The 12,301-nt window shown below is 64.1% G+C and carries 14 protein-coding genes; 7 read left to right on the forward strand and 7 right to left on the reverse strand.

What is annotated here, in order from left to right:
* Positions 1-103 precede the first annotated feature (103 nt).
* From hslV to WN72_RS01000, 5 genes are all read left to right on the forward strand, one after another.
* The gene (hslV, locus tag WN72_RS00980; protein ID WP_027561674.1) at positions 104-664 is read left to right on the forward strand and encodes an ATP-dependent protease subunit HslV; all 561 of its coding nucleotides are present in this window, start codon (positions 104-106) and stop codon (positions 662-664) included.
* Positions 665-850: 186 nt separating this feature from the next.
* Entirely contained in the window at positions 851-1,336 is a 486-nt protein-coding gene (locus WN72_RS00985; RefSeq protein ID WP_092211628.1) for a GNAT family N-acetyltransferase, read from the forward strand.
* Complete coding sequence (locus WN72_RS00990; protein WP_092211626.1) at positions 1,333-1,950, forward strand: DUF2585 domain-containing protein; 618 nt, start codon at positions 1,333-1,335, stop codon at positions 1,948-1,950. Before WN72_RS00985 ends, WN72_RS00990 begins: the two co-directional genes overlap by 4 nt.
* A gap of 49 nt (positions 1,951-1,999) precedes the next feature.
* A complete protein-coding gene (gene hslU / locus WN72_RS00995; RefSeq protein WP_027561677.1) occupies positions 2,000-3,304 on the forward strand; it encodes an ATP-dependent protease ATPase subunit HslU in 1,305 nt (434 codons plus the stop codon).
* Between the two features lie 193 nt (positions 3,305-3,497).
* Positions 3,498-4,622 carry a hypothetical protein gene (locus tag WN72_RS01000; protein ID WP_092211624.1) on the forward strand — a complete coding sequence of 375 codons (1,125 nt, stop codon included), beginning with the start codon at positions 3,498-3,500 and terminating at the stop codon, positions 4,620-4,622.
* A 5-nt stretch (positions 4,623-4,627) separates the two neighbouring features.
* Here the strand turns inward: WN72_RS01000 and WN72_RS01005 are convergent, their stop codons facing one another.
* From WN72_RS01005 to WN72_RS01015, 3 genes are read right to left on the reverse strand one after another with little or no spacing between them, the layout of a single operon-like run.
* Positions 4,628-5,218, reverse strand: coding sequence for a Smr/MutS family protein (locus WN72_RS01005; protein ID WP_027561679.1), 591 nt, complete (start codon positions 5,216-5,218; stop codon positions 4,628-4,630).
* Complete coding sequence (gene mltA, locus WN72_RS01010; RefSeq protein ID WP_027561680.1) at positions 5,215-6,753, reverse strand: murein transglycosylase A; 1,539 nt, start codon at positions 6,751-6,753, stop codon at positions 5,215-5,217. Before mltA ends, WN72_RS01005 begins: the two co-directional genes overlap by 4 nt.
* Positions 6,731-7,429 (reverse strand): Tim44/TimA family putative adaptor protein, encoded by a 699-nt coding sequence (locus WN72_RS01015; RefSeq protein WP_027561681.1) that lies wholly within the window; start codon positions 7,427-7,429, stop codon positions 6,731-6,733. Before WN72_RS01015 ends, mltA begins: the two co-directional genes overlap by 23 nt.
* Positions 7,430-7,839: 410 nt before the next feature.
* Between WN72_RS01015 and secB the strand changes: the two genes are divergently transcribed.
* Positions 7,840-8,328: a protein-export chaperone SecB gene (secB, locus tag WN72_RS01020; RefSeq protein ID WP_027561682.1), complete on the forward strand. Its 489-nt coding sequence runs from the start codon at positions 7,840-7,842 to the stop codon at positions 8,326-8,328.
* 22 nt (positions 8,329-8,350) lie between these two features.
* On the opposite strand, the gene dnaQ is transcribed toward secB, so the two are convergent.
* Genes dnaQ through WN72_RS01040 form a run of 4 tightly spaced genes read right to left on the reverse strand, consistent with a single transcriptional unit; the run spans position 8,351 to position 11,169 of the window.
* Positions 8,351-9,067: a DNA polymerase III subunit epsilon gene (gene dnaQ / locus WN72_RS01025; RefSeq protein ID WP_027561683.1), complete on the reverse strand. Its 717-nt coding sequence runs from the start codon at positions 9,065-9,067 to the stop codon at positions 8,351-8,353.
* A 30-nt stretch (positions 9,068-9,097) separates the two neighbouring features.
* Positions 9,098-9,697: a dephospho-CoA kinase gene (gene coaE / locus WN72_RS01030; protein ID WP_092212357.1), complete on the reverse strand. Its 600-nt coding sequence runs from the start codon at positions 9,695-9,697 to the stop codon at positions 9,098-9,100.
* A gap of 24 nt (positions 9,698-9,721) precedes the next feature.
* Positions 9,722-10,330 (reverse strand): Maf family nucleotide pyrophosphatase, encoded by a 609-nt coding sequence (locus WN72_RS01035; RefSeq protein WP_027561685.1) that lies wholly within the window; start codon positions 10,328-10,330, stop codon positions 9,722-9,724.
* Positions 10,330-11,169, reverse strand: a complete 840-nt coding sequence (locus WN72_RS01040) for a pyruvate, water dikinase regulatory protein (RefSeq protein WP_027561686.1) — start codon at positions 11,167-11,169, stop codon at positions 10,330-10,332. The genes WN72_RS01035 and WN72_RS01040 overlap by 1 nt, the downstream gene beginning before the upstream one ends.
* Positions 11,170-11,629: 460 nt before the next feature.
* Between WN72_RS01040 and hemJ the strand changes: the two genes are divergently transcribed.
* Positions 11,630-12,064, forward strand: coding sequence for a protoporphyrinogen oxidase HemJ (hemJ, locus tag WN72_RS01045; protein WP_027561687.1), 435 nt, complete (start codon positions 11,630-11,632; stop codon positions 12,062-12,064).
* The last annotated feature ends 237 nt before the right edge of the window (positions 12,065-12,301 follow it).

A 12,301-nucleotide genomic window follows, 5' to 3' on the forward strand; every position in this document is an offset into this window, starting at 1 on the left:
CTTCTGCCTATGGTGAGCGAAATTCGGCCCGGAACGGCCCGTTGTGCGCCTGTTGTCCCTTGGCTCCCGACCCCCTAAATCAGCCCGGACAACGAGGATTACGATGCAGGATTCCCAGAACAGCTCGCCGGGCTGGCACGGCACCACGATTTTGACGGTCCGCAAGGGCGGCAAGGTGGTGGTCGGAGGCGACGGCCAGGTCTCGATCGGCCAGACCGTGATCAAGTCCAACGCCAAGAAGGTCCGCAAGCTCGGCAAGGGCGACGTCATCGGCGGCTTTGCCGGCGCCACCGCCGACGCCTTCACCCTGTTTGAGCGGCTGGAGAGCAAGCTCGAGCAATATCCGGGGCAATTGACCCGGGCCGCGGTGGAGCTGGCCAAGGACTGGCGGACCGACCGTTACCTCAGGCGGCTGGAGGCCATGATGATCGTGGCCGACAAGGACGTCTCTCTGGTCCTGACCGGCACCGGCGACGTGCTCGAGCCCGAGGCCGGCGTGATGGCGATCGGCTCCGGCGGCAACTACGCGTTGGCGGCCGCGCGGGCCCTGATCGACACCGACAAGGACGCCGAGACCATCGTCCGCCGCTCCCTCGACATCGCCGCCGACATCTGCGTCTACACCAACCGCAATCTGACCATTGAGAGCCTGGCGACCGGGTAGAGCTTGCCTGTGATTGGACGGCGGAGCTCGGGAGCCGATGTAACCTCTCCCGCTTGCGGGAGAGGTCGGCGCGTAGCGCCGGGTGAGGGCTCTCTCCACCCAGGGAGTGTCCCGATGCTGAGATACCCTCTCCCCAACCCTCTCCCGCAAGCGGGAGAGGGGGCGAAGCACCGTTGTGGCGGCTAGATGAGCCTCTCCTACACTTTCCGCCCGATGACCACGGCCGATCTGCCGCTGATCCGGCGGTGGCTGAGGGAGGCGCATGTGCGGGAATGGTGGGGCGATCCGGACGAGCAGTTTACACTCGTCAGCGGCGACCTCGATGAGCCCGCCATGGACCAGTTCATCGTGTTGGCTGACGACAAGCCGTTCGGCTATCTTCAGTGCTACCGCCTGACCGCCTGGAATACGGGCTTCGGGCCGCAGCCGGAGGGCACGCGTGGGATCGACCAGTTCATCGGCGAAGGCGACATGGTCGGGCGCGGCCACGGCTCGGCGTTCATCCGCCAATTTGTCGATGATTGCTTCCGGCACGGCCTGCCGCGCATGGTCACTGACCCCGATCCGCTCAACGCGCGCGCGCTGCGCGCTTACGAGAAGGCAGGTTTCGTCCGCGACCACATGGTCGACACGCCCGACGGGACGGCGCTGCTGATGGTACGCGAGCCATGACGCTAGTCCACGCGCGCGCGAGTAGGGCCGCAGTCTCGCCGCTCGCCTGGGTCGCCATCGCGCTGTCGCTGCTGGCGCTGCAGGCCGCGGTGCTGTTCGCGATGGGGCGTGTGCCGATCTGCACCTGCGGCTATGTCAAGCTCTGGCACGGCGTGGTGAACAGCTCGGAGAATTCGCAGCACATTGCCGACTGGTACAGTTTCTCGCACGTCCTGCACGGCTTCCTGTTCTATGGCCTGACCTGGCTGCTGTTCGCGCGGCTGCCGCTGCTACGCCTCTCCTGGCCCGCCCGGTTGATCATCGCGATGCTGATCGAAGGCGCCTGGGAGATCGTCGAGAATTCGCCGTTCATCATCGAGCGTTACCGCGCCGGCACGATCTCGCTGGATTATTACGGCGACAGCATCGTGAATTCGATCTCTGACACGCTGTTCATGATGCTCGGGTTCCTCGCCGCGCGTGTGCTCCCTATATCTGTGACCGTCCTCACCGGGCTCGCCTTCGAAATCATGCTGGCGCTCCACATTCGCGACAATCTGACGCTCAATATATTGATGCTGATCCATCCGCTCGAGGCCGTGAAGCAATGGCAATCCGGCCCGCCCATCATCTGACCTAAAATGCGGCTTGTCCTTGGCCGCCTCCAGCCCTAGCTAAGCAGACATGACAGACTTCTCCCCCCGCGAAATCGTATCCGAACTCGACCGTTTCATCGTCGGCCAGACCGACGCCAAGCGCGCCGTCTCGATCGCGCTGCGCAACCGCTGGCGGCGGCAGCAGCTTGAAGGCTCGCTGCGCGAGGAGGTGCTGCCGAAGAACATTTTGATGATCGGACCCACCGGCGTCGGCAAGACGGAGATCGCGCGGCGGCTCGCCAAGCTTGCGAATGCGCCGTTCCTGAAGGTGGAAGCGACGAAGTTCACCGAGGTCGGCTATGTCGGCCGCGACGTCGAGCAGATCATCCGCGATCTCGTCGAGGTCGCGATCGCCCAGGTCCGCGAGCGCAAGCGCAAGGACGTGCAGGCGCGCGCGCAGCTCGCCGCCGAGGAGCGCGTGCTCGACGCGCTGGTCGGCGCCAATTCCAGCTCGGCGACGCGCGAATCCTTCCGCAAGAAGCTGCGCGCCGGCGAGCTCAACGACAAGGAAATCGAGATCGAGACGCAATCGTCCGGCAGCGGCATGCCGATGTTCGAGATCCCGGGCATGCCGGGCGCGCAGATGGGCGCGATCTCGATCGGCGACATCTTTGGCAAGCTCGGCGGCCGTCCCAAGACGCGGCGGCTGACAGTGGAAGGCTCGCACGAGATCCTCGTCAACGAGGAATCCGACAAGCTGCTCGATTCCGATCAGCTGACGCTGGAAGCGATCAGCGCCGTCGAGAACAACGGCATCGTGTTCCTCGACGAGATCGACAAGATCTGTGCGCGCGAAGGCCGCGCCGCCGGCGACGTCTCGCGCGAGGGCGTGCAGCGCGATCTGTTGCCGCTGATCGAAGGCACCACGGTCTCGACCAAGCACGGCGCGGTCAAGACCGACCACATCCTGTTCATTGCGTCCGGCGCCTTCCACGTCGCAAAGCCGTCGGACCTCTTGCCGGAATTGCAGGGCCGGCTGCCGATCCGCGTCGAGTTGCAGGCGCTGACCCGCGACGACATGCGCCGCATCCTGACCGAGCCCGAGGCCTCGCTGATCAAGCAATATGTCGCCCTGATGCAGACCGAGGGCGTCACGCTCGACATCACCGACAGCGCCGTCGACGCGCTCGCCGACGTCGCGGTCGCCGTCAACTCCACCGTCGAGAATATCGGCGCGCGGCGGCTCCAGACCGTGATGGAGCGGGTGCTGGACGAGATCTCCTTCACCGCCCCCGACCGCAGCGGTGAGACCGTCAAGGTCGATGCCGATTTCGTGCAGAAGCACGTCGGCGACCTCGCCAAGAACGCGGACCTCAGCCGGTTCATTTTGTAGTTCGCGAGAGATCAGCTATCTATTCCGCCGTCGTCCCCGCGAACGCGGGGACCCATAACCACCAGCGGTCCTTATTGAAACAGATGGCGGCTCCGATTCCGGCACACACGACCTCCTGTGGTTATGGGTCCCGGGTCGCGCTTCGCTTGCCCGGGACGACAGCGGAGATAGATCGCGCCAGCTCAGGTGCGGCGTGATCGCTGACATCCAGAAGAATCCCTGGCGCGTGCTGCTCGCGATCAACGCGGCGGTCATCGTCGGCGTGTTCATTCACAAGATCCTGCTGCCGCCTTACGTCCCCTACATCCACCTCCTCGTCGACTACCATTTCGGCTTCATCAAGCGCGCGCTGATCGGGGCGATCGTCGCGCTGTTCACGGACAAGGTGCCGGTGTGGCTCGTGTTCGCCATCTCAGGCGCGGCGTGGCTGGTGACGCTGGGGCTGTTCCTCAGGCTCTTCCAGAAGACGTTCGGCTTCTCCAATAAGACGCTGCCGCTGTTCGTCCTGATCGTGGGCTCGCCATACTTCTTGAAGAATTTCATGCACACGCTCGGCCATTTCGACATCTATGGCTGCGTGTTCGCGCTCATCCTGCTGCTGATGCCGGCGGGCTCGCTGCTGTTCGTCGCGACAGCCACGCTGTTCGCGATCATCCTGGTGCTGATCCACCACATCCATCTGCTGATGTATGTGCCGACCATCATCACCATCGTCGGAATCAGGCACTATCTCGTGCACGGCATCACCAGAACGAATATCGCATTCGGTTTTGTGGCGCTGCTGTGCGTGAGCACGCTGTTCTTGGCGGCGCAGTTCCTGGGAACGATGCCGATCCCCGAGGCGGATTTCCTGGCCTATCTGAAGAGCCGCATGGCCGATCCGTCCCGCACCAGCCTGCTCCAGTTCAGCTACATCTGGTACCAGCCGCTGTCGAAGGAGGTGTCCGACACCTGGAAATGGCTGCCGCACAACATCCTCGGCCTGCCCGTGTTCGCGCTGCTGCTCTGGCTGCACACGCCACTGTGGCGCTATTTCGCCGACCTGATCGCCGCGCTCGCGAACGAGCTGCACCGGCGCTTGGTCATAGCGGCGCTGCTCGGCATCAGCCTCGCCTATCTCATCATGTTCGCGATGGTGTTCGATTATTCGCGCTGGATGTCGAACTGGGCGGTCTGCATGTTCCTGATCCTGCACGCGGTGAAGACGCTGCCCGCCGCGCGCGAAACCGCGTTGATCCCGTCGGACGACAAGAGGACCAACATCTTCGGCCTGGTCCTCACCCTGATCCCGCGCGTCGGAATCGTCCGGCCGTTCTAGCGGATTTAAAATCTCGCCCGCCTGATCCGCACATACAGCGCACCCTCGCCGCCGTGGCCGATTGCGGCCTCCTCGAAGCCGACGACGAAGGCGCGGAATTCCGGCAGGCTCAGCCATTCCGGCACTTGCCGCCGCAGCACGCCGCTTTCGCCGCCGCTGCGGCCCTTGCCGGTGATGACGAGCACGAAGGTCAGGCCGTCATGATGGGCGCGGTGCAGGAATCCGGTGAGGGCACGATGGGCGCGCATCTGGGTCATGCCGTGCAGGTCGAGCCGCGCCTCGATCTCGCTGCGGCCACGCGACAGTTTTGTGCGCTCGCGCTTGCCGAGCGGCGCCAGCGGCGGCATCGCCGGTTTTGCCACGCGCGGCGCGGGCGCAGCCGCAACCGGCCGCGGTGACGACGCAGGTCGCATAGCCGGCGCGGCGGGCGAAGACTCCGCGCGCTGCCCGGCCGGCGGCTTTGGCGCGCGATGCTTGCGCAGCGGCTTGACGTGCTTGGCGACGAGGTCCCACAGCTCGCGCTCCTCCTCGCTCAGCGCGCGGCGGCGCGGCGAGGGACGAGGCTCCAGCACGGGCGGACGGGACGATCGCTTCATTGCTGCCGATGGGACCGATTCTTCACCGGCCGCCGCGGCTCGGCAGCGGGCTCGATCACGGGACGTGGCACCGGTAGCGGGACCGGGCCGGCGGTAGCGACCGTCTCGCTTTTATCCGGCGTTGCGACGGCGGCAGGCGTGCCCTTGGCCAGATCCTTCGTGGGCCCGGTTTGCGGAAACAGCCTTGCGATCTTCTCCGACGGCCTGGGATCCGGCACCGGCAGCCGCGCGGCCCGCGCCGCGGGATCGATGCCCTTCGGCACCAACATGACAAAGTGCATGGGATGGCGGAGCCGCCCGGAAACGCGACCGGCCTCCTGGCCGGCACCAAAGTAGAGATCGGCGCGCGCAGGGCCGATGATGGCCGAGCCGGTGTCCTGCGCGATCATCAACCGATGGAACGGTGTCTTGGACCGTTCGGAATCGATCGGCAGCTCGCCCTCGATAAAGAACGGCGTGCCGTAGACATGCAGCGACTTGTCGACCGCGATCGAGCGGCCGGCGGTGAGCGGAATGCCTTGCGCGCCGACCGCCTCGTCCTTGTCGGAGAGATTGACCTCGCGGAAGAAGATGTAGGAACGGTTCTGGCGCCGCAGCTCCTTGGCGCCGTCAGGGTTCTGCGCCATCCACTCCCTGATCTTCTGCATCGACATCTCTTCCTTCGGAATGATGCCGCGCTCGATCAGGATGCGACCGACGGCGGTGTAGGGATAGCCGTTATAGGCGTCGTAGTTGAGCCGGACGGTGCCGCCGTCGTCGAACTTGATCCGCGCCGAGCCCTGGATCTGGGCGAACAAGAGATCGGTCGGATCCTTCAGCCAGGCGATCTCGAGCCCGCGGCCGGCGATCTTGCCGTCCTCGATCTCACCGCGATCGTAATAGGGCACGAGCTTGCGGCGGCCGATCTTGCGGTACACCGGCCCCTTGTTGGGCAAGCTCACCGAATCCTGCTTGTAGCCGCGCACGAACAGGTTTGACGGGCGGCGATAGACCGGCACGTTGAAGACGTCAGTCTGCGTGCGCGATCCCTCCAGCACCGGCTCGTAATAGCCGGTGACGAAACCGTCGGGCTCGCCAAGGCGGGAGATGCGCAGCGGCGCGAAATTCTGCTCGAAGAAGGCTTTTGCTTTCGCGTCGTCGCTGAGGTCGAGCGATTTGGCGGCGCGGCAGGGCTCGTTCAGCGAGGCGCCGAGCGCTTTCGGCTCAGCCGCACCCGACTGTGCATTGATAGACTTGCAGCTCGCGCGAAAGGTCTTGTAGGCGGCGAGATGGTCGTCCTCGCTCCAGCCCTTCACGTCGGCCCAGGCCAGCGGCAGGTATTGCGCGCCTGATATCTCGAATGGCAAGGGAAGCTGCGGATAGGGCAAGGCCCGCGGAGGGTGGGCAGCCAATTCCGGGAGATGATGGTGATGACTGCGATAGTGGCGGCGGGCCGCCTCGGCGCCGAGCGAAAACGACGATAGCGCGACGACACCTGCGCAGAGCGCCGTCGCGCTATTCTTCAGAAGGGTCTTAATTCGCGCTTCCGGTGCCAACCAGCTTCCAGTTCGGATCGCGAGAGGTGGTGTCGCGGGCGAAAGTCCAGATGTCGGTGATGTCGGCCACCGTGTCGGCGCTGCCGTCGACGATGGTGCCGGTCTTGTCGCGGGTCGCCGAGATCATCTGCGAGACGAAGCGCACGGTGAGCTGGGCGGTACGGTCGCGCAGCTCGGCGCCGACGAGCTCGGCCTTGTCGATCGAGACGAAGCGCGTCTCGGTCTTCTGCTCGTTCTTCTCGCGCTCCTTGATCGCGGCGTCGAAGCTCTCATAGACCTCCGACGACAACAGGTCGCGCAGCGCGCGGCGGTCGCCATTGGCAAAGGCCAGCACGATCATCTCGTAGGCGCCGCGCGCGCCCGAGATGAAATGGCGCGGGTCGAAGGTGGAATCCTTCTCGACGATGGCGTCGAGCCCCTGGGCGAGCGGGGTGCCCGGCTCGGCGAGGCCCTTCCAGCGATCGGAGGGCGGGGCCGGCTCGGTCGCCGGCGCCAGCGGGGCCTGGTCGATCACCTTGCCCGGCATGGTCACGACGTTCTTGTCCTGGGCGCCCTGGAGCGCGTTGCGGTCGAACGGCGGCGGCCGCTCGTTGCCCGTGCGCTGCCCCAGCACGCTGCGCAGCCTCAGGAAGATAAAGACCGCCAGCGCCAGGAAGATGATGGTGTAGATGTCCACGTCGTATTCGCTTTCTGGTCTTATCGAGAAGGGTCTTCAGGATCGTTGCCGGGAAAATCAATCCGGCCAGTAGACCGTTCCGTACGGGAACGGCAAGTCCACATCACCATTTTAGGCCCGCGTCAGGTCCATGGGATGTAGGCACGGAATCTTGCCCGGCCAATGGCGCCTTTTGGCACAGCGGCGAGTGTAGCGCGTTTTATCCTTAAGGGGAAACCCGATCGTGCCCGGAAATCGCGCATCTTCAATCATTTAAGGCGTAATTTCGCCAAAAGGCCGGGCCGAGCGTCACAGTTGTGGGCGCGGCCCCGGATACCTCATCCGGCACCGTTCGTCCTTGTGGAACGAGGCGGCCCTATGTTAGCCAACCGCCGCGAAATTCAGCCCCAATCGGGTAAGGAGAGACTTTCATGACCAACGGTAACGGCACCCCTCCCGAGGCGGCCCAGGCTCCCCAGCTCAACGTGCTGGCGCAGTATACCAAGGACCTGTCGTTCGAAAATCCGAACGCGCCCAGCTCGCTCCAGCAGCAGAGCCAGCCGCCCCAGATCAACATCCAGATCAATGTCAGCGCCAACAATCTCAGCGAAACCGAATTCGAGGTGACGCTGTCGGTCGACGGCAAGGCCGAGACCGCGGGCAAGATCATGTTCTCGTTCGAGCTCGCCTATGCCGGCGTGTTCCGCGTCGCCAACGTGCCGAAGGAGAACCTGCATCCGCTGGTCATGATCGAGTGCCCGCGCCTGCTGTTCCCGTTCGCACGCGAGATCATCGCGACCGCCGTGCGCGACGGCGGCTTCCCGCCCCTGATGCTGGACCCGGTCGATTTCGTCGGCCTCTACCGCCAGAACATGGAGCGGCAAATGGCCGCCCAGGGCGGTCAGCCCGGCCAAGCCTGATCAGCAAGCCTGATCAGCGAGCTTAACCGGCCGCAACGGCGGCTGGAGCGGCGAGGTACTCGTTCCAGATCGCCTTCTCGCCGAGGGTTGCGATGAAGGCTTTGTGAGCCTCGCGCTCGGCGTCTGAAACCCGCGGCGCAAGCGGCACCAGCCGCTGCCGCCGCGGCGCATCGCCGGTTGTGCCGACGCGAATCTCCTCGGCGTCCGACGCCAGCAGCAGCTGCGACTGCCGCGCCCCGACCAGATCGACATAAACTTCGGCCAGAAGCTCGGCGTCGAGCAGCGCGCCGTGCTTGGTGCGGTGTGAATTGTCGATCGAATAGCGCGAGCAGAGATCGTCGAGCCGGTTCGACACGCCGGGATGCTTGCGTCGCGCCAGCAGCAGCGTATCGACCAGCCGCTCGCGCGGAATCGCCACACGCTTGATGCGGTCGAGCTCGGCATTGATGAAGCTGATGTCGAACGAGGCGTTGTGGATCACCAGCGGCGCATCGCCGATGAACTCCAGAAACGCGTCGACCACCTCGTGGAACAGCGGCTTAGTCGACAGGAATTCGGCCGACAGCCCGTGTACCGCAAAGGCTTCCGCCGGCATGTCCCGCTCGGGATTGATATAGACGTGATACGTCTGTCCCGTCGGCATGCGGTTGAAAATCTCGACGCAGCCGATTTCGACCAGGCGATCGCCGCGGAGCGGATCAAGGCCGGTGGTTTCGGTGTCGAGAACGATTTCGCGCATGATCTTGAGGAAGCCGGGTGGGTCGACGAATCAGGTCCGCCGCTGCGGCATCTTAACGACCTCGGCCAGGATGTGCGCGATTTGCGCCCGCACGGGTTCAAGTCCGTGTGACGTATCCACCACGAAATCGGCGCGCCTGCGCTTTTCGGCGTCGGGTGCCTGCTTGGCGATGATGGCGTCGAGCTTGGCCTCGTCCATCGTGCCGCGCGCCAGCACCCGCTCGCGCTGAAGTTCCGGCGAGGTCGAGACCACGACCACGGCATCGACACGTTTTTCGCCGCCGGTCTCGAACAGCAGCGGGATATCGAGAACCACGACCGGCGCCTTGGCCGCTTCGGCATCGGCAAAGAATTTTTGCCGGGAGGCGCCGAGCATCGGATGAACGATCTGCTCGAGCTGCTTGATCGCGGCGGGATCGTGCACGACGCGCGCGGACAGTTTGGGCCGGTCGACCTTGCCGTTCACGGTGGTGCCGGGGAAGGCGGCCTCGATCGCGGGAGCAGCCTCACCTTCATAGAGCTGGTGGACGGCGGCATCGGCGTCGTAGACGGGCACGCCGGCCTCCGCGAACAATTTTGCGGTGGTGGATTTGCCCATCCCGATCGAGCCGGTCAGTCCGAGGATACGCATCAGCGCCGAGCCATTCCTGTTCACTCACACCGCAACTAGCCGTTCGCGCCGCAGGAACGCAAGCAGCGGCAACAGCGGCAGGCCGAGAATGGTGAAATGGTCACCCTCGATGCGCTCGAACAGGTGCACGCCCAGGCCTTCGAGCTGATAGGCGCCGACGCTGGTTGTGACCACCTCGCCGGCGGCGTCGAGATAGGCGGACAGTTCAGCATCGGTCATCGACCGCATGGTCATGCGGGCGACCGAGACATCCTCAAAGACGATCTTGCCGTCATGCGCTACGGCCACGGCGGAATTCAGCTCATGGCTGTTGCCGGCGAGATCGCGCAGTTGCGCCAGCGCCTGGGCGCGGCCGGCGGGCTTGTTGAAGAGGCGATCGCCAAGCGCCAGCGTCTGGTCGGCGCCGATCACGTAGCTTCCCGGATGATGAGCCGAGACCGCCTTCGCCTTCTCGCGCGCCAGCAGCAGGCCGATCTCGCGCGGGCTGGAAAGTTTTGACGCAGCCTGTATGCCGCGCTCGTCGATGTCAGCGGTGAGGGCCTTGAACTCGAGCCCGGCATTGGCCAGCAGCAACTTTCGCGCGCTGCTTTGCGAGGCCAGAATCAACGGAGTTTTGCCGCGCCAGAGAGCCATTATTCCGACGGCCGGTTGCGCTGACGATCGCTGTAGAGCTTCATGATCGCCGCCGCGGTTTCCTCGATCGAGCGGCGCGTGACGTCCAGCAGCGGCCAATCATGCTTGGCGCTGAGCTTGCGCGCAAACGCGACCTCCTCGGTGACCGACTGTCTGTCGGTGTAGGTGTCGCTGCCGGAGTCGGCGCCGAGTGAGAGCAGGCGGTTCTGACGGATCTGGATCAGGCGTTCCGGCGTTGCGTGCAGGCTGACGACCAGCGGCCGTGTCAGCTTCTCCAATTGCTCGGGCACCGGGATGCCGGGAACCAGCGGCACGTTGGCGGTGCGGATGCCGCGATTGGCGAGGTAAATCGACGTCGGCGTCTTCGAGGTGCGGGACACGCCGACCAGCACCACGTCGGCATCGTCGAGGCCTTCGACATGCTGGCCGTCGTCATGAATCATCGTGTAGTTCAGCGCGTCGATGCGCTTGAAATATTCCGCATTCAGGACGTGCTGGGCGCCGACGCGGCCCGTCGTCGCAGCACCGAGATAAGCTTCGAACAGCTGCATCACCGGGCCGATGATCGACAGGCTAGGAACATTGATCCCCTTGCACTTGTCCTCGAGCCTCGAGACGAGGTCCTTCTCAAGCAGCGTGAACAGCACGATCCCCGGCGCCTCCTCGATCTCGTCGAGCACGCGGTCGAGCTGCTTCTGGCTGCGCACCAGCGGATAGACATGCTCGACCGGGGTCACGTTGGCGTATTGGGCGGCGACGGCGCGCGCCACGGTGATCAGCGTCTCACCGGTCGAGTCGGAAACGAGATGCAGATGGAAATAATTGTTCGAGGTCGGCACAAAAACCCTTTGAATTTCGTTGGGGCGGTTTGTGGATTTCTGTGGAGCTTAACCGCTCGGAAAGGGATGCGCGACACCAGGGGCGGGACAAGTGCCAATTTTCTTCACACCGCTGCCCATCAGAACAAGTCCGGCGCCCTCGCGGCAGGAAAACGGGATTGCGCGGACAACTCCCTTGATAAGCTGCCGACGGAAGCGTGCAAGCCTTTGAAGCTGGGCGACTTATCGGAAGTCGCCGGAGCTTGCCGGGATATGTTGATGGATGTGAACAAGCGCGCGCGAACCGGCGGACGGCGTTGCGTGAGTCCAATCCACGGTCACTCAGACTCAAACCTTTAAGAATCTAAGATTCTAGATTTGAGGAAGGCGCTACGGACGGATATGTGTGCAGGGGAAGACCTTAACGAGTTCTTACTATCCCCAGCCTTCCCTAGGCTGGGCGGGAATCCGGGCGCAGAGCATGTTCGAAGACGTCTATCTCTGGATCAAGGCGCTGCATGTGATCGCCGTCATCTCCTGGATGGCGGGCATGCTCTATCTGCCGCGGCTGTTCGTCTATCACTGCGAGGCCGAGATCGGCTCGAAGCAGTCCGAGACGTTCAAGATCATGGAACGCCGGCTGCTCAAGGCGATCATCAATCCCGCCATGATGGTGACCTGGCTCGCCGGCCTCTATCTGGCCTGGTCCGGCCACTGGTTCACCTTCGGCTGGCTGCACGTAAAACTGGCACTGGTGCTGGCGATGTCCGCGGTCCACGGCTTTTTTTCCCGCTGGGTGAAGGACTTCGCTGCCGACCGGCGCCCGCGCAGCCAGAAATTCTATCGAATTATCAATGAGGTGCCGACCGTCCTGATGATTGTCATCGTCATCATGGTAATCGTGAAGCCGTTCTAGGCAGCCCGCGCGACGTTTCGCTCAGCGCTTCGTCTTGCAGAGCCGAAAGCGATTTTCTATATTATCGCCATCCCACCCAACGCAGGCGGATGTGGTTGTGTCTGAGCTTTCCAGAGGCCGGACACCGCATCAGGTTTGAAGCCTCACCGGCACTCTCCTTGCCAGACCTGCGGACCTTACCTTCTCACGTCCGCATTTCAGAGCCTCCTCGCACCCCCTCTCCCCAGGTTACCCCAC

Origin of the sequence: Bradyrhizobium arachidis (assembly GCF_015291705.1) — a bacterium.
GTDB lineage: Bacteria > Pseudomonadota > Alphaproteobacteria > Rhizobiales > Xanthobacteraceae > Bradyrhizobium > Bradyrhizobium arachidis.